Below are 21,288 nucleotides of genomic sequence, written 5' to 3' on the forward strand. Positions count from 1 at the left end.
GTTCATCCCGCGAATTTCCGAATCGAGCCCGCAGAATGGTCCCGTGGTACCGCCAGGTGGTCCCAATGCTCGTGCCCATGTAATTGTCCCGCCGCCCTGATCGGCAGTTCCATCGAACAGGGTGGCGGGCAAGGCTAGAGAGGTCAGACGACTCGATGATGAGCAAGCGTTCCCTCGGCCTGGCGGCCCGCACGGCCGTCCTGGCCGGTGTCGCGTCCGCCGGTCTGGTGGCGGCTCCCGCGCAGGCCGAGCCGCTGTGGCCCGGCGGGCCGGAGGTTCCGGGCGTGCCCGCGATCGTTCCCACCGTGCCGGTCACCGCGCCGTGCTCGGAGAAGGCGCGGGCGTGCTTGCGGCTGAGCACGAATGAGGCCTGGCTGATGGACAAGGGCCAGGTTGTTTTCGGTCCCACGCCCATTTCACATGGAATGCCCGGTTTCGAAACACCGCCGGGCGTGTTCAATGTGGCATTCAAGCGGGCGTTCCATTGGAGCACCATGCATCACGCGCCGATGGAATACGCCATCTTCTTCAACGGCGACATCGCTTTTCACATCGGTCCCGTGGACAAGCAGTCGCACGGCTGTATTCGCATGACACCGGATGGGGCGAAGGAATTCTTCCAGCATCTCAATACCGGTGACGTCGTCGAGGTCGTGGTCTAACCCGGCACTCGCGCACCCGCCCCCTTCCGCTCGCCGGGAGGGGGCTTTCCCTTGCCGTGCACGGTGACCGCCATTACAGTTACGCACCAGTAGGAACGCTAGCGTTCCCTGATCGAAGTGTGGAGCCGTAGATGACGAGATCGACCACCGCCGTGCCGGAACGGGTTGCCGCGACCGCCATTTCGACTCCTCTACACGATGCTCGCACCCTGTCCCGCACGCTCGTCACGCATTTCGCCGAACACGTGGCGCCCTGCGGCACGCTGCCCGGCGACGCCCTGCGCGGCGATGTCACCGCGGTGACCCGCACCTGCCTCGAACTCGCGGCCGCGGTGCTCGAGGGCCGCGACGGCGGCGCCAAACTCGAACGCCTGCGCCGCGCGGGCGCCGACTGGGCGCGCGAGGGCATTCCGATCGGCACCATTCACCGTGCGGTACACGACGGTTTCGCCCTCGGCTTCGATCTCATCGTGGACTCCGCGGGCCCGGAACAATACGACCGCATAGCGGAGACGGCCCGCCGCCTCATGGAGGTGCAGGCCATGGTCGGCACCGCGTTCGCGGTCGCGTACGTGCGCGAGCACCGGGCGGTGGCGGCCGAACATCACAGCGCCGTGCACACCGTCACCTCGGCGCTGCTGGCCGGGCATTCGGCCGCGACCATGGCACGGGCCGGCGGGGTGGAGATCGACGAGGCGTATCACGTACTGGCGCTCGGCATTCCGGCGCACGTCGGGGAATCCGATCCGGCCACCGATCCCAAGGTCGTGGCCCGGCGCAAGCTGCGCCGACTGCAGTCCGAGCTCGCCGATCGTTGCGCCGGGCGCGCGCTGGCGCTGCTAGGCACCGACGGCGGCACCGTGCTGCTGCCCCAATCCGCCATCGTCGCAGCAGATCTCGAATCACTCGTGCTCGCACTGTCCGTCGCGGCCCAGGTGCCGATCACCGCCATCGCCCTGCACACCGCGACCGCGGCGATACCCGCGGCCGCGGACCAGGGGCACGAGCTCCTGGATCTGGTGCACCGCCTCGGTTGCGCACCGGGACTCTACAACTTCGACGACCTTGCCATGGAGTACCAGCTGACCCGGCCGGGTCCCGGGCGCGAATACCTCGGCGCGCTACTGGATCCGCTGGACGAGCACCCCGAACTGCTGGAAACCCTGCGCCGCCACATCGCCAACGACCTCAATCGCAAGCGCACCGCCCGGGTGCTCGGGGTGCACGCCAATACGGTGGACTACCGGCTCAAGCGCATCGCGCTGCTCACCGGTTTCGATCCGGCCCAATCCTCGGGACTGTGGTATCTGCGCTCGGCGCTGGTGGCGCGGTCCTACGATCGGCCCGGGGCGGGCGACCCGCCGCCATCCGCGTCAGCGTCGCGGCGAAGGCCAGATGCCCCGCCAGCGCCGGCCGGGTCAGCGCCACCGACCACACCGTCCGAATCCCGGCCGGGTCCGGCGGACGATGCGCGAAGCGGTCCGCCAGCCAATCGAACATGAGCGGCGCGGCCAGGAATTGCAGCGGCAGATGCATACTCAGCCGATCGCGGATATAGCGCACGTCCGCGCCGAGATCGAGATAGCGCCGCACCTGGGCGTCGATGTCGGCGACGGCGATGACCTCGTCGTTGACCCCCTGAACCACCAGCAACGGCATGTCCGGAGCCTTCGCGCCGGGCCGGATCTCGTCGAGCACCGCGCGCAGGTGCGGATGCGCGAGCATGGCCGCCAGTCCCGCTCCGGCATGGCGTTCGGCGTCGCGCCCGGCGAACCGGGCCAGCAGCGGGAAGGTGGCGGTGGTCTCCGCGCGCTCGAGCAGGCGCAGATACGCGGCCGAAAGATGTTCGCGCAGAACCGGTTCCAGCTGCGGATAGGCACGGCGCAGGGCGGCGGTGAAGACCATGGCGAAGCCCGCGAAGGGTGAGCCGTTCAGCCGCACGAACGCCGCTGCCGGATCCCCGACCGGCGAACCGGCGACCGCGCCCGCGATGTCGAGTTCGGGTGCGTACTCGGCGGCGAGTTCGGCCGCCCAGGCGGTGGCGAGCCCGCCCCCGGAATAGCCGAGCAGGCCGACCCGGGTCTCGGCCCGCAGACCCAGCGGGGCGAAACGCAGGGCGGCCCGGGCCGCGTCGAGCGCGCGATGGCCGGGTTCGCGCGCGGCCCCGAAATGACCGCCGGCCCCTTCGTGATCGGGCACCGAGACCACCCAGCCCCGCTCCAGCGCACTGATGATGAGCGGCAGTTCGATCTGCGGAATCGAGCCCGCGGCCCGGGCGCGATGGCGTAATGCGTAGGAGGGGAAGCACATCGGGGCCACCGCGTCGATGGCGCACTGGAACGACAGCAGCGGGCGATCGCCCGGGTCGGCGCCCGCGGGCAGCAGGACCGTGGTCACCGCCGCCTCGGGCGCGCCGCGCAGATCGGTGGTGCGGTAGAGCAGCTGCCACGCGGCCACCCGCTGGGGTATCAGCCCGAACAGGGCCAATCGCACCGCGCGCGTGCGCAATACGGCGCCGGGAGCGAAGGCTCCCAGCGCCTCCGGAGCCAGGTAGAACGGATCGGCGTCCGGGAGCAGCGGTCTGCCCGGGTCCGGATCGGCGTCGTTCCGGAGCAGCGGTTCGGCCAGCGAATCGCCGATGGTCATGGTGGTTCCTCTCGGGCAGGGGCGCCCGCCGCCGGGCGGACGGCCCGGCGGCGGAGTACGGAAGGCCCGGCGATCCGGGGCGGACGAGCTCAGAGCTGTCCGCCGCCACCGATCAACCAGGGATTGAACGCGCAGTCGAGTTCCGGCGAAGTCCCGGATCCCAAGGCCCGCAACGCGATCGACGCCGACCGCGGGGAGTACAGCATAGTCAGATGATCGGAGAGGTCCTGTTCGCAGCCCTCCTGCAGGGTGATGTTCCGGACCGTCGCGCCGGGCCCGGCCTGCAGGAACGTCCACTGGTAGGGGTTGGAGACCTCGTCGTGCCGGGTCCCGACCACCGTGTAGTCGACCCCCGGGACGGTGTCGCCGGTCGCGTTGAGCCGGGCGTAGAAGGACGAGCCCACCACCTGTTGGATGTTCGACTGCCCGAGCATCGGCTGATAGAAGCCCAGGATGTCCAGGCCGAGGTTGTTGATGGCCCGGCCGAGCGCCGCGATTCCCATGAGCGAGGTGCCGTGATTGGTCGCGCCGAAGGAGATGAACTTTCCTATCTTCCCTTCGCCCCCTTCGAATTTGAGGTACTGGCTCGCCACCGGACCGCCCTGCGAGTGCGCCACCACGTCGACCGCGCTCGCCCCGGTCGCCGCGAGCACCCGGTCCACGAACGTCCCGAACTGGCGCGCGGAGTCCTCCATCGGCCCGACCCCGTGCCGGCCGGGCAGCACCGTCCCGACGCCGCCGCCGGTCAGCAGGTTCTCGCGGCCGTAGTTGAAGGCGAAGACGCAATATCCGGCCCGTGCGATGCGCGGCGACAGATACGCGAAGCTGTCGTAGGCGTTCATCCAGGTGCCGTGCAGCAGCACCACCGGGCGGGGGTGTTCCGCGCCGGGCCGGCAGTTCCATCTGTTCGCCCCGGGCGGGGCCGCGTCCGGGTGGGTCAGCCCGTATCCGAAGGCGGCCAGGTAGGCCGTCACCTCCGGTCCCTCGCCCACCGCGTCGGACGCGACGCTGGCCGTCGCGGAACCGGAGTCGCTGCCGGATCCACTGCCGGTGCCGATATCGGCCCGGGCCACACCGCCCGCGCTCAGCACAGCGAGCGCGGTGACACCCGCGCACAGTGCGGCGCCCAGCGTCCTGCTCATCGGTCTCATCAAATCTCCCGCCACATCGCGTGAATCGACACTCCGCGTCGAATTCGTCTGCGAACGTAGGGCGATGGCGTGACCGCTGTCACGGGCGCTGTGTCAGATGACAACGCCGCCCGGCGGCGCCGGGCCGCCGGTTGTGGAGATGGACAGCGGTCAGGCCGCGGGGGTGCCCGCGATGGCGATGGCGGTGCGCGTGAACAGGTCCGTCAATTCCGGCAGCGCCGCCGCGCCGCGCTGATGCAGACAGGCTCGCACTCGATCGTCGATGCCGCCCAGCAGCATGTCCACCATCTCCCGATCCGGTTCCGCGGCGAGATCGCCGTCGCGGACCCCGACCCGCGCCACGGCCATGATGTAGTCGGCGAACTTCTCGTGCACCTGGGCGCGCTGGGCGACCAGTCCCGGCCCGGCCGCCAGGGTCTCGACGTACAGCGCCCGGGCCGCGCCGGGCTGGATGGCGAGCATGCCCAGGTAGATCTGGAACGAGAACCGCACCCGATCGGCCCAGCGCACGCCGTCCATGCCCGTGACGGTGGCCTGCAACTGATCCAGGGCCGAGGTCACCGCGAGATCGTAGGCCGCGGCGAAGCACTCGTCCTTGCCGCCGAAGACCGCGTAGAAGGTGCGCCGGGCCACCTGCGCGCGGCTCACGATGTCCGCGACGGTGGTGGCCGCGTACCCCAGCTCACCCACCGCCTCCAGCACCGCGCCGCACAGCCGCTGATACTGCGAGGTGACGACTTCTTCCCGGCTCAGGCCGTGCCGCCCACGCGGCAGCGGTCCGGCCGACCCGATGGCATCCACACTCACACGCCCAGAATATGGCCTGTGCGGACGCGGCGGCGTCCGGCCGCCGGTTCGGCCGGTTCCGGAGCCGGTGCGCGGCCGCGAAATGGCGAATACCCATTGCGATAAATGGCCGGCGCCGATGCGAAATATCGCACGCTACCAGCGAAATCCAACCGCCCAGAATGCGATCGACACAACCGAAAGCCTCCCGTACCATCGCCGTACGGGGAGTAAGGGCCGGTCGAACGGGGGCACGGTGTGAGGGGTCGTCTTCCGGCGACAATCCGCGACGGGGCGGGGTGGTTGCGGCGTTTCGCGCGTACCGCGCCGGGCCGCATGGGCTTGGTCGTGGTGGGTCTGGTGATAGTGAGCCTGGTTTCCGGGCTGGTGTGCGCGAACGAGTTCGGTGACAAACGAACTCGCCGCGACACGGTGTTGCAATACACCGAGCCGCTGGCGAATGCCGCCCAGCGCCTGTACGTCGCGCTCTCGGCGGCGGACGCGGCCGCCTCGGCCGCATTCCTGTCCGGCGGAATCGAATCCACCGAGGTGCGCACCCGATACCGGCAGGCCCTCGCCGACGCCGCCGCGGCACTGGCCGAGGCCACCGCGGGCGCCTCGGATTCGCGGACCCGCGAGATCGTGGCGCGCATCGCCGCCGATCTGCCCACCTACACCGGTCTGGTCGAATCCGCCCGCGCGAACAATCGCCAAGGTTTGCCCGTCGGCTCGGCGTATCTGCGCCAGGCGTCCGAACTCATGCAGGACACCCTGCTCAGCAAGGCGCAGGAACTCGAGCAAACCCGGCTGGCCGCACTGCACGAACAACAGCGCGTCATCTCCGGGCCGCCGCTGCTGGGCGTCGTCCTGCTGGTGCTGCTGCTGATCGGCTGCGCGATCGGCTCCCGAGAGCTGCTGCGGCACACCAATCGCCGGGTCAATCTCGGCGTGCTCACCGCCGGCGGGGCGGCGGCGCTGACCCTGCTGTGGATCGCGAGCGCCACGATCGCGGCCACCACCGCCGTCGACACCGGCAACCACGGCGCCACCGCGCGCTTCGAAACACTCGCCAAGGCCCGGATTCTCGCGCAGCAGGCGCGCACCGAGGAGACGCTGCTGCTGGTCACCCGCGGCGACGTCGACGCCAGCGAGACCCGATACGCCGAGATGAGCACCGCCCTGCGCGACAGTCTGCTCTCGGTACTCAGCGCGGATTCGCCCGCGACACAGGCGTTCTCCAGCTGGCAGGACAGCCACGTCGCCCAGATCGCCTCCTATCGCGGCAACGAGTACAACGCGGCGGTACAGCGCTCCATCGGCGCCGGAACAGACTCCGCCGCAGCCCGTTTCGCAGCCCTCGACGAGGCATTGCGCACCGACCTCGAACAGACCCGCGAGCGGGTGCGCGACGGCGTCGACGCGGCGGGCGACGCATTGATCCTGGCCCCGCAGGGCACCCTGGTCCTGCTGTTCGCCGCGGCCGCCGCGGTCGTGCTCGGGGTCTGGCCACGGTTGAAGGAGTTCCTGTGAGCACACGCCGCCCACGAGTTCGCCTGACCCTGCTGGCCGTCGCGGCCACCCTCGCCGCGGCCTGCGGCGGCAACGCGCCCGACTCGCCGATCCTGATCCTGGACCCTGGACCCGGACTCCCCCCGGGGGCCGCCGAGATCACCGCTGCGCCGGTGGCGACCACCCCCTCGACCTGCGATCCCACCGCGAGTCTGCGCCCGGTCAATCAGCCGCGTTCGGGCGCGATGCCCGCGGGCTCGACCATGGCCTCGATCGTGGAGAGCGGCAAGCTGCGGGTCGGGGTCGACCAGAACCTCTTCCTGTTCAGCGTCCGCAATCCCGCGACCAACGTGCTCGAGGGTTTCGACATCGATATCGCCAAGGAGATCTCCCAGGACCTGTTCGGGGATCCGGGCCGGGTCGAGCTGCATCCCATCGATACCGCGAATCGGGTGAGCGCACTGGTCCAGAACCAGGTCGACCTCGTGGTGCAGACGTTCTCCGCGACCTGTGAGCGCCGCCGCGAAATCGAGTTCTCCAGTATCTATTTCACGACCCAGCAGCGCATTCTCACCGTCAAGGGCAATGGCATCGAGTCCGCCGCGGATCTGAAAGGCCGCCGGGTGTGCGCACTGCGTGGCACCACCACCCTGGAAGCGATCTTCAAACTGCCGAATCGGCCCACGGTGATCGGCATGAACAATTGGCTCGATTGCCTGACCGCGCTGCAACAGGGTCAGGTCGACGCGGCGAGCACCGATATGCCCATTCTGGCGGGCCTGCGCAAGCAGGATCCGAACCTGCACATCGTCGGTGAGTCGCTGGCCGCGGACAATTACGCGGTCGGGGTGCAGAAGAAGGACACCGACCTCGTGCGTTTCGTCAATGGCGTACTCGAGCGAATTCGTAACGACGGCACCTGGACTCGGCTCTTCCAGAAACACCTGGCGGGCGAACTCGACCCCGTCGCCGGTCCGCCCGCGCCCCGATATCTCGACTGAGCGGCCATGACGGGGACATCGGGCCGCACCTTGACCACCGCCGAGATAGACCACGACATCGGCGCGCGCGAACGCGAAATCGACGCCATCGCCACCACCCTGGTGGAATTGGACCGGCATACCGGGCTGCAACTGGTGCGCCGCTGCCCGCCGACCGGCCGCACCGCCGAGCGCTGGGCTCCGGCGCACACGGCGCTGGACGGGCTGTGGGCGGACTTCGGACGCCTGCGGGACCTGCTCGACCGGGTGCACGCCGCCCGCGCGCGCCGGCGACTCGAGAGCCGCGATCGCGCCGAACTCACCCGGCTGTTGCGCGGACAGCCGGTGGAACTCGTGCGCGTCCCGATTCCCCTGGCGCAGCGCGCACTCGACGGCCCCGCCGAACTGGTGGAGTTCGCGGGGTTCGGGGACCTGCTGGCCCGGATGCGCGCCGGATTTCCGGGCATCGTCGAGGTGCTCGACGCGATCGAGGGCGCGCACCTGCGCGCCGTGAGCCGGATCGCGCCGGTGCGAGCCGAGATCGCCACGCTCACCGAGCTGCCCGAATCACACTCGTGCGCAACCGATATCGCCGTGCTGGCCGCTCGCGCGGACACCGACCCGCTGGCGCTGACCAAGACCGAGCTCGACGACCGGCTGGGCGAGATCGCCTCCCGGATAAATGATCTCACCGCCCGGCGCGCCGAGATCGAGGCCATCACCCGGGACCGGGGTGACACGATCGCCCGGCTGCGCGCGCGGGTGGACACCTTGCGCGCGACCCACGAGCGCGCCGGCCTCGCACGCCTCGCGGTCGAGCGCACGATTCTCGCCGGCCCGATCCCCCGCCCCGCCGATCACAGCGTCGCGCTCGCCGCCGAAATCACCGCGCTGGCGGCCGATTCGGCCGCGCCCGCCGAGCTGCTGCTGGATCTGCGGCGACGGCTCACCGCGGCCATCGCCGCGGCCACCGAGTCCGAGGAACTCGCGCTGAACCTGCTGGACCGGCGATCCGAGCTGCGCGGGCGACTGTCCGCGTACCGGGCCAAGGCCGCACGCCTGGGTGTCGGCGAGGACCGCGACGTGCTCGCCACCGACCGCATCGCCGCCGGCCTGCTCACCCGCAGACCCTGCGATCTCGCCGCCTGCACGCGGGCCGTCGCGGACTATCGGCAACTCATCGCGCAGAAATCCGGGAGACGACCGTGACTTGCACCGAACCGGATTGCACCGGAACCATCGGGCCGGACGGCTATTGCGACGTCTGCGGATTCGCGCCCGCACCGCAGCCCGCCGCGCCACCCCGGCCCGCCACCGCCGTGCAGCACAGCGGCACCCTCGGCCCCGCCTCCGGCCCGGTCACCGCGGGCGGCACCGCCTGGTCCGCGAGTCATTCGGTGCGCACGGGCAGTTCGCGTTCGGGACAGGCCGGACGGGGCAGACTGGGCGCGGGCATGGTCAAGATCCCGCCGGTGGCGCCCATCGATCCGGCCTCCGCGGTCATGGCCGATCCGGTGGTGCCGGAGAACCAGCGCCACTGCGGGCAGTGCGATCAGCCGGTGGGCCGCAGTCGCGGCGACAAGCCCGGGCGGCCCGAGGGCTTCTGCGGCAACTGCGGTACCCGGTTCTCCTTCACGCCCAAGCTCGTTCGCGGCGAACTGCTCAGCGGCCAGTACGAGGTGCTCGGCCCGCTGGCGCACGGCGGCCTCGGCTGGATCTACCTGGCCATCGATCACAAGCTCGACTTCCGGCCGGTGGTGCTCAAGGGCCTGCTCAACACCGGGGACGCCGACGCCATGCGCGCGGCGGTGGCCGAACGGCGCTTCCTGTCCCGGGTGAAGCATCCGAATGTGGTGTCGATTCACAACTTCACCGAGGAGATCGGCGCGGACGGTGTACCGGTCGGGTACATCGTCATGGACTACATCGGCGGCACCTCGCTCAAGGAGCTGCTGCGGCGCCGGCGCGAATCCGAGGGCACGTATCTGCCGCCCGCCCAAGCCATCGCGTACGTCCTGGAAATGCTGCCCGCGCTGGGCTACCTGCACTCGCGCGGGCTGGCCTACTGTGATTTCAAGCCGGACAACGTGATGCAGGCCGAGGAACAGCTGATCCTCATCGACCTCGGCGCGGTCATCAGCATGAACGACGAGCACAGCGCCATCTACGGCACCCCGGGCTACCAGGCCCCGGAGGTCGCGCACACCGGACCCACCGTCGCCTCGGAGTGCTACACGGTCGGGCGCACCCTGGCGGTCCTGCTGATGAAGATCCCGCAGGTGGACGGCAAGCTCGGCCCACTGCCCACCCCGGACGCCGAACCCCTGCTGGCCCGGCACGATTCGCTGTACCGCTTCCTGCGGCGCGCGACCCACGACGATCCGCAGGCCCGCTTCGGCTCCATGGAGGAGATGGCGGACCAGCTCACCGGGGTGTTGCGCGAGGTGCTCGCCGCCGAGGACGGCCAGGCTCGGCCGGGACTGTCGGCGTGCTTCGGGCCACCGCGCGCGGTCTTCGGTATCGGGGACGCGCTGGCCGATGATCCCGCCGCCGTCATCGCGGCGCTGCCGGTCCCGCTGGTCGATCCCGCCGACACCGGCGCGGCACTGCTGGCAAGTTCCACCGCGGTGCGGCCCGACGAACTCGAACGCGAACTCACCGCGGGTTTGAAGGCGGTCATCACCGGCAAAGACGAGTCGGTGGAGATTCCGCTCCGATTGCTGCGCGCCGCGCTCGAGTTCGGCGACGTCGCCGACGCCGAACGCCGGCTGAACGAGCTCGACGATTCCTTCGCCGGGGATTGGCGGCCGACCTGGTATCGCAGTCAGCTGCTACTGCTGCGGCGCGATTGGCCCGCCGCCGCGGGCGAACTCGACGCGCTGTACACCGCGCTGCCCGGTGAGCCCGCGCCCAAGCTCGCGCTCGCGGTCACCGCGGAGTTGATGGCGCGGCACGGCAACGGCGCGGATCCCGAACCGGCCCTGCGCCGTTCGGCGCAGTACTACGAGATGGTGTGGCGCACCGACCGCTCCTACGCCAGCGCCGCCTTCGGCGCGGCGCGGCTGCGCCGCTCGGTGCACGATCGCGCCGGGGCGGTCGCTGTGCTCGATCAGGTGGATCGCGCCTCGGCGGTGCACACCGAGGCCGGGGTGGCAGCGGTCGATACCCTGCTGTCCGTCGATCGCCCGGGCGAGCTCACCGAGGCCCTGCTGCGCGATGCCGGGGCGCGGATCGAACACCTCACCCTGGACTCCAAACGTCGTGCCGCACAGGCACGTATGCGGGTGCTCGACGCGGCGCTGCAATGGCTGCGCCTGGGCCGGGCGCCCGTGGATCCCGCGCCGCTGCTGGGGGTGACCCTCGATCAGCAGGGCGTGCGGACCGGACTGGAACGCTGCTACCGGGAGCTGGCCCGGGAGACCGACGATATGTGGGAGCGCATCGCCCTCGTGGAACAAGCCAACACCGTCCGCCCCAGGACCACCCTGTGAACGCCCGCTGCGGGGTCTGCGGCGCCTTCGCCGCCGAGACCGACCGCTTCTGTGAGGAATGCGGCCGCGAACTCGTACCGCAGCGCATCGCCCTGCCGCCCGACGGCGGTGTCTTCGCGCCCGCCGCGGTCACCCTGCCCGCCGGTGAACCCGCGCTCGCGGGCGGCGCGGCGCCGCTGACCGGCACCACCGTCACCTTCGACGACGCCGCCCCCGGACCCTGCGACGGCTGCGGCGGAGACGTTTTCGACGCCGACGGCTTCTGCGCGGGCTGCGGCCGGCGACCGCGCGTGCGCGATCGCTTCGAAGCCGACCTCGGCATCACCTGCGTGGTCACCGATCGCGGGCACAGCCACGCGCACAACGAGGACGCCGTCGCGGCCGCGCGGCTGACCGATGCCGGCGGCTCCGCCGGAGTGGTCATCGCCGTCTGCGATGGGGTGTCGAGTTCGGAGGACCCGCAGGCGGCCTCGGGCGCCGCGGTGCGCGCCGGGGTCGAGGCGACCCTGGCGGCGCTGTCCGCCGCGCGCCCCGCCGAAGAGGCGGTACTGGCCGGGCTCACCGCGGCCGGCAAAGCGGTGCACGACATCGGCACACCCGACGGCCGCGCCCCGTCCTGCACGTATGTCTCGGCGCTCGTGCTGTTCGACGACCTCGGCGGCGCGCGGGTCACCATCGCCAATGTCGGTGACAGCCGGGCCTATTGGCTGCGGTCCGAACCCACCGGCTCCCAGCGCCTCACCCTGGACGACTCCCTCGCGCAGGAATTGGTCAACTCCGGGGCCATGGACGAGAACGCCGCGATGAGCGCGCCGCACGCGCACGTGCTGACCCGCTGGCTCGGCGCGGACAACGAGCGGCACGGCTGGTCCCCGGACTGCGTGCGCACCACCCACATCGGCGAACCCGGCGTCCTGCTGCTGTGCAGCGACGGACTGTGGAACTACCTGCCCGAGCCCGCGGATCTGGCGCGCATAGCCACCGGCGGGCCGCCGGTGGCCGCGTCCCGCGCACTGGTCGACTACGCGCTGCAGGCGGGCGGCAAGGACAACATCACCGTCGCACTGGTTCCCGTTCCGTTCTCCGAGCGAGTAGGAGATGCACCATGAGTTCCGCAGAGACACCCGGCCTTTCGGTCTTCATCGACCAGAACGAGTATCTGGCCGAGGGGGTGCGCACCGTCGACGCGATCATCAGCGTCGAGACATCGGACGATCTCATGGTGGCCGCGCCCGCGCAGGAGCGCGTGGAGATCCTGATCATCGACTGCTCGGGTTCCATGGCCGGGGCGGACAAGTTCCCCGGCGCGCGCCGCGCCACCCTGGCGGCGCTGGACGTCCTGCCGGACGGCTGCCGGTTCGCCATCGTCGAGGGCACCGACAAGGCCGAGGTGGTGTACCCGCGTGACGGCGCGACCGCGGTGGCCGACCGCGCGACCCGTCAGGCGGCGCGGCTGGCGCTGGACAAGCTGCATCCGCACGGCGGCACCGCCATGGGCACCTGGCTCGGGCTGTCCCGCATGATCGCCCAGCGCCATCCCACCGCCATGGTGCACGCCATCCTGCTCACCGACGGCCGCAACGAACACGAGACCTCCGAGCGGCTGGCCGGGGAGATCCGCGCTTCGGAGGGCCTGTTCACCTGTGACTGCCGCGGCGTCGGAACCGATTGGGAGCCTGCCGAACTGGAGGCCATCGCGGCCGCGCTGCACGGCACGGTCGACATCGTCAAGACGCCCGATCTGCTCGCCGCCGATTTCGCGGCCATGATGCATTCCTCACTGGCCAAGGCGATTCCGGAGCTCACCCTGCGGGTGTGGACACCCGTGGGGGCGCGCGTCAAACTGCTCAAGCAGGTCGATCCCACCCTCGAGGACTTCACCGGACGCCGCACCGAACCGTCCGCGCAGATCGGGGAATACCCGCTCGGGCCGTGGGGCGCGGAGGAGCGCGGGTACCACATCCAGCTGGAACTGGAGCCCGCCCCGGCCGGGCGCGAAAAGCTCGCAGCCCGAGTCAGTGTCGTGGCCGACGGCGAGGTCATCGGCCAGGGCCTGGTGAAGGCGGTGTGGACGACCGACACGGATCTGTCCGCGCGGATCAGCCGCCGGCTGGCCCACTACACCGGCCAGGCCGAGCTGGCCCAGGCCGTGCAGGAGGGTCTGGCGGCGCGCAAGCGCGGCGATCTCGCCGTCGCCACCGCCAAACTGCAGCGCGCGGTCGAGCTGGCCCGCGAATCCGGCAACGAGAACACCGCCAAACTGCTCAAGGCGGTGGTCGAGGTGGAGGAGAGCACCGGCACCGTGCGGCTGCGCTCGAGCGTCGACGCCGCCGATGAGATGGCACTGAACGTGCGGTCCCGCAAGACCGTTCGCGTACGCGGGGAGGCGGACAAGTAATGCCGAGCTGTCCCGAGGGCCACGAGTCGGTCGCCACCGACTACTGCGACTACTGCGGTTCGCCCATGGCCGCCGAACCGCTGGCCACCACCCTGCAGGTCACCGAGTGCCCGGGGTGCGGGGCCCTGATGGAGGGCCGCTACTGCGAGGATTGCGGCTTCGATTCGGTGCTCGGCGCACCGGAACCGGTTGCCGCCGCGCCGATTCCGCCACCGCCCGCCGTGGACTCGCCCCGGCCCGCGCCGGATACCGCACCGGCGTGGGTGGCGACCATCACCGCCGATCCCGCGCATTTCCAGCGCATGCGCGCGCAGAAGGGGCCGGACATGGACCGCGTGGACTTCCCCGCCTACTATCCCGCGCGCCGAATCCCGTTGCCCGAGGGCGACATTCTCATCGGCAAGCGCAGCACCTCGCAGGGGGTGAATCCGGAGATCGACCTGTCCATCGCCCCCGCCGATATCGCGGTGTCCCGCTCGCACGCGATCCTGCGCCGGACGGAGGCGGCGATGACGGTCACCGACCTGGGGTCCACCAACGGCACGTGCGTCAACGACAGCCCGACGCCCATCCCGGCCCGCACGGCCGTCCCGCTGCGCCCGGGTGATCGCATCCATGTCGGCGGCTGGACCACCATCACCCTCACCACCGAACCATCCTGATCAGCGTGCTCGGACCGGATTCCCGGCGGCGAGAATCCACCGAATCCACCATGCTGGTCCGACGTCCAAGTTAGGCTCCCGGCTCGAATACGCACGTTCGCGTGCGAAGCTCGCAGACCGAGGGACCCGAATGAAGCTGACTCGCCGAGAGTTCGTCCGTGCCACCGTGGCCGCCGCCGCGGGCGCCGCCGCCACCGGACTCGCCGTCTCGGGGGCGCAGGCCGCGCCGTCGCAGCGCACCCTCGGCACACCGCGGGCCTGGATGTCGGCGCTGCCGGACAGCACCTCGATGCTGCGGCTGACCATCCCGGGCACCCACGATTCGGTCTGCGTGGATCCCGCGAACGGCACCGAGTGGGCGCACACCCAGAACTGGGATCTGGCCGCCCAGTTCGAGCACGGCATCCGGTTCCTCGATATCCGCCTGAACGGTCTGCAGGACCACATGGGCGATTCGTTCGGCCTCTATCACGGCCCCGCGTATCAGGGCATCACCTTCGACGGCGTCCTGAACCGCTGCCGCACCTTCCTGACCGCGAGCTCCGACGAGGTGCTCGTCATGCGGGTCAAGAAGGAGGACGGCACCGAGAATGACGTCGGCGCGGATTTCGCCCGCATCTTCGACGGCTACCTCGATGCCAAGGGGTACCGCCCGCTGTTCTGGATCGGCGACCGGATGCCCACCCTCGGCGAGGCGCGCGGCCGCATCGTGCTGATCACCCAGTTCGCCAATGCCCTGCCCGCGCTGCGCTGGCCCGCCGGCGACAACGGCACCTTCACCGACAGCCGTTTCCACCTGCAGGACCGGTACAAGGGCAAGGGCCTCATGGGCCTGGACTCCGGATCCGCGGGCGGCTCGGCCGGCGGTTCGGCCAGCGGCTCCGGCGACACCGCGTCCTCGGGCGGTGACAAGTTCGACCACGTGCGAGCCTGTTTCGACAAGGCCGCCGCCGACCCGGAGAACACCCTGCAGTACATCAACTTCCTGAGCTACGCCGACAACGCCTGGCCCAAGGACAACGCCAAGGCGATCCTGCCGAAGGTGGAGCGGTACCTCACCGAGAACCGCTCCCGCACCGCGCATTACGGCATCGTCGCGATGGACTTCCCGGATTTGTTCCCCAACATCGTGGACCTGCTGCTGGAGAAGAACTTCGGCTGATCTCGTCGGCGGGCGAGCACCGGGCCCGGACCAACCCCGCGAACCCGGCGTCGCGCCCCGGCGACCTCAGGCGATATCGGCCGTCAGCGGCAGATCCTCGACCGAGGTCCCGATGTGCAGGGTGAAGGTCCCCGGTTCGACGGACCAGCCGGTCTCGGTCCAGTTCTCGAAGGCCCGGGCCGGCAATTCGATGGTGGCGGTGGCGGATTCGCCGGGCGCGACGATCAGCGCGGTGAAGGCGGCGAGCCAGCGAACCGGGCGATCCACCGCGCTGTCCGGGCGGGACAGGTACGCCTGCACCACCTGGCGGCCCGGGCGATCGCCGGTGTTGCGCACGGTGACGGTCGCGGTCCGGCCGGACACGGCGAGATCGGACAGTTCCCACGTGGTGTAGCCCAGGCCGTGGCCGAACGGATAGGCCGGGGCCACACCGGATTTCAGCCAGGCCCGGTAGCCGATGTGGATGCCCTCGGTGTACGGCAGGGTGTTGTCGGCGGCGGGCTTGGTGTCCAGCACCGGCACGTCGGCCATCGCCTTGGGCCAGGTGGTGGGCAACCGGCCGCCGGGTTCGGCCGCACCGGTGAGCACATCGGCCAGCGCCGCGCCGAACTCCTGGCCCGGGAACCAGGTCAGCAGCACCGCGGCGACGTCGTCGCGCCACGGCATTTCCACCGGCGCACCGGAATTCACCACGACGATGGTGCGCGGGTTGACCGCGGCGACGGCGGCGACCAGTTCGTTCTGCCGTCCCGGCAGTTCCAGATTCTTGCGGTCGAAGCCCTCGGATTCGATCTGTTCGGTGGTGCCGACCACCACGACGGCCACCTCTCTGGTGCGCGCCAGTTCCACCGCCGCCGCGAACTCCTCGTCGGCGGCCCGGCGCGGACGGCCCACCGCGTAGGTGATGCCCATGGCGGGCAGTCCCTGCGCCGTCGCGGGCGCGAGCCGGATGCGCACCTCGACCTCCTGCCCGTCGGCCAGTTCGCGGGTCACGAAGCGCTGCGGCGGATTCAACAGCAGTTCCACCGGATCCGAGCCCTCGGGGAGCACGGTTTCGGTGAGCACCGTCTCGCCGTCGATCGCCAAGCGCAACTCGCCCACCCCCGCGAAGCCGATCCGCCACTCCCCCGCCATATCGGCGCGCAGGCGACCGGTGAGTTCGAAGGCGTCGGCGCGCACGGCGTTCGGGTTGCCGAAGAGCATGAGGTTGCCCGCGGCGCGGTGCTCGGTCTCGAGCACCCGATCACCGTCGAGGTAGCGCAGCGAGAGCCCGGGCGTGCCGGTCTCGGGATCGGTGACCAGGGTCAGGGGCACCGGGATCAGGTGATCGCTCAGGTGCACACCGGGCGTGTACTCCACCGGCAGCACCGCCGAAAGCCCTTCCAGCGGTGCGGTGGTGTGGCCCGGGATGACCGTGGCGCTGCCCCCGCCCATGAAACGCGGTTCGGCCGCTGCCGCGCCGAGCAGGGCGACCCGGGTGGACGGGCCCAACGGCAGCGTGCCGTCGTTGCGGGCCAGCACCATGGCCTTGGCTGCGGCCTCGCGCACCAGCCGCTGCGCCGCCTCGTCGGTGAACGCCGGTGGAGCCGTCGGTGTTCCGTTCAGCGCACCCACCCGCACGGCGAAACGCAGTATGCGCCGCACCTTCTCGTCGATCGCGGCCTCGGGCACCTCCCCGGCGCGGACGGCCGCCAGCAGCGGCGCGCCCCACAGCTCCCACGGCCCCGGCATGGCGATATCGGTGCCCGCCGCCGCGCCGGCCGTGCTGCGCACCGCCGTCCAGTCCGACACCACCACGCCGTCGAATCCCCACTCGCCCTTCAAAGGCTCGGCCAGCAAAGGGTTCTCGGTCATGGTGACGCCGTTGACCGAGTTGTAGGCGTCCATGATCATCCACGCGCCCGCGCCGACCGCGCGCTCGAACGGGTACAGGTACAGCTCGCGCAGGGTGCGCTCGTCGGCGATGACATCCGCGGTGAAGCGCTCGGTCTCGGAATCGTTGGCCACGTAGTGTTTCGGGCACGCGCTCACCCCGTGCGCCTGCACGGCCGACACGTACGCCGCGGCCATCTCCCCGGTGAGCACCGGGTCCTCGGAGAAGCATTCGAAGTGGCGCCCGCCCAGCGGGGACCGATGCAGATTGATCGTCGGCCCGAGCACCGCGTACACGTTCTTGCGCCGTGCCTCCGCGGCGATGAGCCCGCCGATCTCGCCGAGCAGTTCCCGGTCCCAGGTCGCGGCCAGCGCGGTACCCGAGGGCAGGCTCACCGACGGATCTCGCTCGTCCCACAGCTCGCCGCGCACGCCGGACGGGCCGTCCGACACCGGCATCTCGGCCAGGCCGATGCTCTCCTCGCCCGCGAACCGGAAGACGCCCGAACCGGACACCAGCCGCACCTTGGCTTCCAGATCCAGCTTGGCGAGCAGGTCGCCGATGACCTCGTTCATGCCGTGTCCTCTCAGAATTCGAGCGGTTCCGCCGCGTTCGGGCGCCGGTGGGCGAACGACCCGGGCCCGTCGGCTCGAGTGTGCCAGCGCGCCCCCAGCCTACCGAGCGGACACTAGGTAGAGTTATCGTTTCGTTACCATTGCCGATTCGGGCAACCTCGCGCACCGGACTACTGTCCGTGCTCATGAGTCCGCATCCCCAGCGCCGCAGACGGGGCGAGGACCGCCGCGAGCAGATCATCGACGAGGCCCTGAAAACCTTCGCCGACAACGGATATCGCAATGCCTCGATCGCCGAGATCGCCACCCGCTGCGGCCTGTCCCAGCCCGGGCTGCTGCACTACTTCCCCACCAAGGCCGCGCTACTCTCGGCCGTGCTGGACCATCGCGATCGGCTGGATTACGAACGCCTGGGGTTCGAACACGGCCTGCGCGGGATCGAGGCGCTCGAGCGTCTGGCCCGGCTGGTCGAACACAACACGCACGTCCCCGGCCTGGTCCGGCTGTTCACCGTGGTGACCGGGGAGGCCGTGACCGCCGACCATCCCGCGCGCGACTGGGTGGTGAATCGCTACCGCACGGTCGAGACGTTCCTCGCGAGGGCCCTGGACGACGGCGTCACCGACGGTGACATCCGCGCCGATGTGGACACCCTCGCACTCGCCCGGCAGATCATGGCCATGATGGACGGGTTACAGCTACAGTGGCTACTCGCGCCCGAACGCGTGGATATGGGCCGGCTATTCCGCTCGTACATAGACGAGGTCACCGCGCACATCGCGGCCTGATTCGGCTACTTACCGGACACCGGACCCGCGTGGCGAGCATCACTAGAACGCGTTATAGTTCTGTCCATTTGCCAAGGGTGGACGGTGACTCCGTTCGGAAGGTGGGCGACGCGACGATGCGAACCTGGGACACTTCGGCCGATGTGGTCGTCGTCGGATACGGCGGGGCCGGTGTGGTCGCCGCGCTGGCGGCGCGCGAAACCGGTGCGGAGGTTCTGGCCATCGACCGGTACATCGGCGGCGGCGCGACCGCGCTGTCCGGCGGCATCGTCTACGCGGGCGGCGGCACCTGGGTGCAGCGCGCGGCCGGCATCGAGGACGACGTCGACAACATGCTGGCCTACCTGCGCGCCGAGGTCGGCGACGCGGTGAGCGAGCAGACCCTGCGCCGATTCTGCGAAGGCTCGGCGGCCATGATCGACTGGATGACCGGGCACGGCGTCCCGTTCGATCCGTCGCTGTGCCCGTACAAGACCTCGTACCCCACCGACGACCACTACCTGTACTACTCCGGTAGCGAAAACTCCGGCGGCTTCCGGGAATTGGCGCGCCCGAGCCAGCGCGGTCATCGCGCGCACGGCCGCGGCGTCTCCGGGAAGAAGATCTTCCAGCCGCTGGCGGCATCGGCGGCAAAGCGCGGTGTCAAGGCGCAAACCGCCACCCGCGCAACGGGACTCATCGTCGAGAACGGACGCGTGGTCGGCGTGCACGCCACCACCCTGGCCGACGCGCCCGCCAAGGTGCTGCGCCGGTTCACGCTGCTGTCCAAGATCTCCGCGAAACCCGGTGTGTACCACCCGGGTCTGCGCAAGGCCGTGCAGGCGCAGCTGGATCGCCTCGAACGCCGCTACGGCCGGCCGATCAGCATCCAGGCCCGCTCCGGGGTCGTCGTGACCACCGGCGGCTTCATCGCCAACGGCGCCATGGTGAACAAGCACGCCCCCGCCTACCCGTGGGCCGAGGGCCTGCCGCTGGGCACCGCCGGTGACGACGGCAGCGGCATCACCATGGCCCAGGAGATCGGCGCGGCCGTCGGCAAGATGGACGCCATGTCGACGTGGCGGTTCATCGCACCCCCGAGCGCCTTCTTCGGTTCCATCGCGGTGGATGCCAACGGCCAGCGCATGATCGACGAATCGCGGTACGGCGCGGCGCTGGGCGCGGCCATCGCCACCAGCCCGGGCAATCGCGCGTGGCTGCTGCTGGACGCCGAACTCGAGGCCGAGGCGCGCCGCCAGATCGGCCCGCAGTCGGTGTGGTTCCAGCGCATGCAGGCCGAACGGCTGCTGCGCGTGGGCCGGGTCACCGGCAACACGATCGAAGAGGTCGCCGCGCGCGCGGGCATCGAACCGGCCGCGTTGCGCAAGACCGTGGACGCGCACAACCGGGCGATCGCCGGGAACCTGCCCGACCCGATGGGCAAGCCCGCCGACATCCGTCGTTCGCTGCTCGCGGGACCCTTTGCGCTGCTGGACATCTCGTTCAAGGCGCGGCTGAGCTACCCGATGCCCATGCTCACCCTGGGCGGGCTGCTTGTCGACGAGGACACCGGGGCGGTGCGCACCGAGGACGGCGGCACCATTCCCGGTCTCTTCGCGGCCGGGCGCGCGGCCGTTGGCGTCTGCTCGAACTCGTACGTCAGCGGGCTCTCGATCGCCGACTGCGTGTTCTCCGGACGCCGAGCGGGCGCGCACGCCGTCGAGCCGGTGGCTCAGCTGAGCTGACGCGACCCATGGTTCGGGGTCAGCCCGGCTGACTCTCGCTGCGGATCACACCGAAGCGGGCGCCGAAGGGGTCGGACAGTTTCGCGAAGCGTCCGGCCCCGGCCATGGTCACCGCCGGTGAGCGCACCGCGCCACCGAGTTCGAGGGCCTTGGCCACCACCGCGTCCACGTCCTCGACCTCGAAGTACGCCAGCCAGTACGGCCCGGTCGCGGCTTCCACCGGATCGCTGTCCAGGGGCACGATGCCCGCGAACATCCCGTCGGGACCCTGGTCGGCCGGGTTGACGGTGGTGTATTCGCCCGCGCCCTCGGGCATCTCGACGGCGGTGAAGTCGTGGCCGAAGACCGCGTTGTAGAACGGCTGCGCGCCCGCGGTGTCGCCGGTGTACAGCTCGAGCCAGCTCAGCGAGCCGGGTGTGGTGACCGCTTCGAGCCCGCCCATGTCCCCCGGCTGCCAGGATGCGAAGGCGACGCCGGCGGGATCGGCGTACACCGCCATGCGGCCCAGGCTGCCCACGTCCATGGGCTGGGCGAGCACGCTGCCGCCGTTCGCGGCGACGGCCTTGGCGGTGGTGTCGGTGTCGGGCGACTGGAAGTAGACGGTCCAGCCGGGTTCGCCCTGATCCGCGGTGACCTGCATCGCGCCGCCGATCGACTTGCCGTCCACCAGGAACTGGCTGTAGCCGCCGAACTCCGCGCCGCCGGGCGCGAACGTCCAGCCCAGCAGGCCGGTGTAGAACGCGGCGGCGGCCTCGATGTCCGGGGTGGACACGTCGATCCAGTTCGGGGAGCCGGTGACGAAACGGGTGGTGAGCATGGGAACTCCTTCGTGGTTCCGGTGTGGTCCGGGTCCGAGTCTGCTCCCGATGCCCGCGCCCGGC

At 70.5% G+C, this 21,288-nt stretch carries 16 protein-coding genes and 1 pseudogene; 12 read left to right on the plus strand and 5 right to left on the minus strand.

Annotated elements, in window-relative coordinates:
- Positions 1-158: 158 nt before the first annotated feature.
- Positions 159-662 (plus strand): L,D-transpeptidase, encoded by a 504-nt coding sequence (locus ACFVBH_RS22470; protein WP_379004051.1) that lies wholly within the window; start codon positions 159-161, stop codon positions 660-662.
- 131 nt (positions 663-793) lie between these two features.
- Entirely contained in the window at positions 794-2,164 is a 1,371-nt protein-coding gene (locus ACFVBH_RS22475; RefSeq protein ID WP_354991813.1) for a helix-turn-helix domain-containing protein, read from the plus strand.
- Between the two features lie 19 nt (positions 2,165-2,183).
- On the opposite strand, the pseudogene ACFVBH_RS22480 reads toward ACFVBH_RS22475, so the two are convergent.
- From ACFVBH_RS22480 to ACFVBH_RS22490, 3 genes and pseudogenes are all read right to left on the minus strand, one after another.
- Positions 2,184-3,308, minus strand: a pseudogene (locus ACFVBH_RS22480) (lipase family protein); the annotation flags it as partial.
- 89 nt (positions 3,309-3,397) lie between these two features.
- Positions 3,398-4,450: an esterase/lipase family protein gene (locus tag ACFVBH_RS22485; protein ID WP_379004053.1), complete on the minus strand. Its 1,053-nt coding sequence runs from the start codon at positions 4,448-4,450 to the stop codon at positions 3,398-3,400.
- Between the two features lie 159 nt (positions 4,451-4,609).
- Positions 4,610-5,266, minus strand: coding sequence for a TetR/AcrR family transcriptional regulator (locus tag ACFVBH_RS22490; protein ID WP_354984691.1), 657 nt, complete (start codon positions 5,264-5,266; stop codon positions 4,610-4,612).
- 237 nt (positions 5,267-5,503) lie between these two features.
- Between ACFVBH_RS22490 and ACFVBH_RS22495 the strand changes: the two genes are divergently transcribed.
- From ACFVBH_RS22495 to ACFVBH_RS22530, 8 genes are all read left to right on the plus strand, one after another.
- The gene (locus ACFVBH_RS22495) at positions 5,504-6,775 is read left to right on the plus strand and encodes a hypothetical protein (RefSeq protein ID WP_379004055.1); all 1,272 of its coding nucleotides are present in this window, start codon (positions 5,504-5,506) and stop codon (positions 6,773-6,775) included.
- Positions 6,772-7,755, plus strand: a complete 984-nt coding sequence (locus ACFVBH_RS22500) for a glutamate ABC transporter substrate-binding protein (RefSeq protein WP_354984693.1) — start codon at positions 6,772-6,774, stop codon at positions 7,753-7,755. The genes ACFVBH_RS22495 and ACFVBH_RS22500 overlap by 4 nt, the downstream gene beginning before the upstream one ends.
- 6 nt (positions 7,756-7,761) lie before the next feature.
- Positions 7,762-8,943: a hypothetical protein gene (locus ACFVBH_RS22505; protein WP_379004058.1), complete on the plus strand. Its 1,182-nt coding sequence runs from the start codon at positions 7,762-7,764 to the stop codon at positions 8,941-8,943.
- The gene (locus ACFVBH_RS22510) at positions 8,940-11,225 is read left to right on the plus strand and encodes a tetratricopeptide repeat protein (protein ID WP_354984695.1); all 2,286 of its coding nucleotides are present in this window, start codon (positions 8,940-8,942) and stop codon (positions 11,223-11,225) included. Before ACFVBH_RS22505 ends, ACFVBH_RS22510 begins: the two co-directional genes overlap by 4 nt.
- Positions 11,222-12,334, plus strand: coding sequence for a PP2C family protein-serine/threonine phosphatase (locus ACFVBH_RS22515; RefSeq protein ID WP_379004061.1), 1,113 nt, complete (start codon positions 11,222-11,224; stop codon positions 12,332-12,334). The genes ACFVBH_RS22510 and ACFVBH_RS22515 overlap by 4 nt, the downstream gene beginning before the upstream one ends.
- Positions 12,331-13,623, plus strand: a complete 1,293-nt coding sequence (locus ACFVBH_RS22520) for a VWA domain-containing protein (protein ID WP_354984697.1) — start codon at positions 12,331-12,333, stop codon at positions 13,621-13,623. The genes ACFVBH_RS22515 and ACFVBH_RS22520 overlap by 4 nt, the downstream gene beginning before the upstream one ends.
- The gene (locus tag ACFVBH_RS22525) at positions 13,623-14,285 is read left to right on the plus strand and encodes an FHA domain-containing protein (RefSeq protein ID WP_379004063.1); all 663 of its coding nucleotides are present in this window, start codon (positions 13,623-13,625) and stop codon (positions 14,283-14,285) included. The genes ACFVBH_RS22520 and ACFVBH_RS22525 overlap by 1 nt, the downstream gene beginning before the upstream one ends.
- A gap of 130 nt (positions 14,286-14,415) precedes the next feature.
- A complete protein-coding gene (locus tag ACFVBH_RS22530) occupies positions 14,416-15,447 on the plus strand; it encodes a phosphatidylinositol-specific phospholipase C (protein ID WP_379004065.1) in 1,032 nt (343 codons plus the stop codon).
- Between the two features lie 66 nt (positions 15,448-15,513).
- Here the strand turns inward: ACFVBH_RS22530 and ACFVBH_RS22535 are convergent, their stop codons facing one another.
- Positions 15,514-17,895 carry a beta-glucosidase gene (locus tag ACFVBH_RS22535; RefSeq protein ID WP_379004068.1) on the minus strand — a complete coding sequence of 794 codons (2,382 nt, stop codon included), beginning with the start codon at positions 17,893-17,895 and terminating at the stop codon, positions 15,514-15,516.
- Between the two features lie 185 nt (positions 17,896-18,080).
- Between ACFVBH_RS22535 and ACFVBH_RS22540 the strand changes: the two genes are divergently transcribed.
- Together ACFVBH_RS22540 and ACFVBH_RS22545 are read left to right on the plus strand one after the other, a co-directional pair.
- A complete protein-coding gene (locus ACFVBH_RS22540) occupies positions 18,081-18,683 on the plus strand; it encodes a TetR/AcrR family transcriptional regulator (RefSeq protein WP_379004070.1) in 603 nt (200 codons plus the stop codon).
- A gap of 101 nt (positions 18,684-18,784) precedes the next feature.
- Entirely contained in the window at positions 18,785-20,407 is a 1,623-nt protein-coding gene (locus ACFVBH_RS22545; protein ID WP_379004072.1) for an FAD-binding protein, read from the plus strand.
- A gap of 19 nt (positions 20,408-20,426) precedes the next feature.
- Here the strand turns inward: ACFVBH_RS22545 and ACFVBH_RS22550 are convergent, their stop codons facing one another.
- Positions 20,427-21,224 carry a VOC family protein gene (locus ACFVBH_RS22550; protein WP_379004074.1) on the minus strand — a complete coding sequence of 266 codons (798 nt, stop codon included), beginning with the start codon at positions 21,222-21,224 and terminating at the stop codon, positions 20,427-20,429.
- Positions 21,225-21,288 lie beyond the last annotated feature (64 nt).

This window comes from Nocardia sp. NPDC057668, assembly GCF_042799795.1.
Classification (GTDB): domain Bacteria; phylum Actinomycetota; class Actinomycetes; order Mycobacteriales; family Mycobacteriaceae; genus Nocardia.

Bases quoted from the DNA above. Each gene is read 5' to 3' on its own strand.
- ACFVBH_RS22470 (WP_379004051.1), top strand. From the start codon at position 159: ATGAGCAAGCGTTCCCTCGGCCTGGCGGCCCGCACGGCCGTCCTGGCC.
- ACFVBH_RS22475 (WP_354991813.1), top strand. From the start codon at position 794: ATGACGAGATCGACCACCGCCGTGCCGGAACGGGTTGCCGCGACCGCC.
- ACFVBH_RS22485 (WP_379004053.1), bottom strand. From the start codon at position 4,450: ATGAGCAGGACGCTGGGCGCCGCACTGTGCGCGGGTGTCACCGCGCTC.
- ACFVBH_RS22505 (WP_379004058.1), top strand. From the start codon at position 7,762: ATGACGGGGACATCGGGCCGCACCTTGACCACCGCCGAGATAGACCAC.
- ACFVBH_RS22520 (WP_354984697.1), top strand. From the start codon at position 12,331: ATGAGTTCCGCAGAGACACCCGGCCTTTCGGTCTTCATCGACCAGAAC.
- ACFVBH_RS22525 (WP_379004063.1), top strand. From the start codon at position 13,623: ATGCCGAGCTGTCCCGAGGGCCACGAGTCGGTCGCCACCGACTACTGC.
- ACFVBH_RS22530 (WP_379004065.1), top strand. From the start codon at position 14,416: ATGAAGCTGACTCGCCGAGAGTTCGTCCGTGCCACCGTGGCCGCCGCC.
- ACFVBH_RS22535 (WP_379004068.1), bottom strand. From the start codon at position 17,895: ATGAACGAGGTCATCGGCGACCTGCTCGCCAAGCTGGATCTGGAAGCC.
- ACFVBH_RS22540 (WP_379004070.1), top strand. From the start codon at position 18,081: ATGAGTCCGCATCCCCAGCGCCGCAGACGGGGCGAGGACCGCCGCGAG.
- ACFVBH_RS22550 (WP_379004074.1), bottom strand. From the start codon at position 21,224: ATGCTCACCACCCGTTTCGTCACCGGCTCCCCGAACTGGATCGACGTG.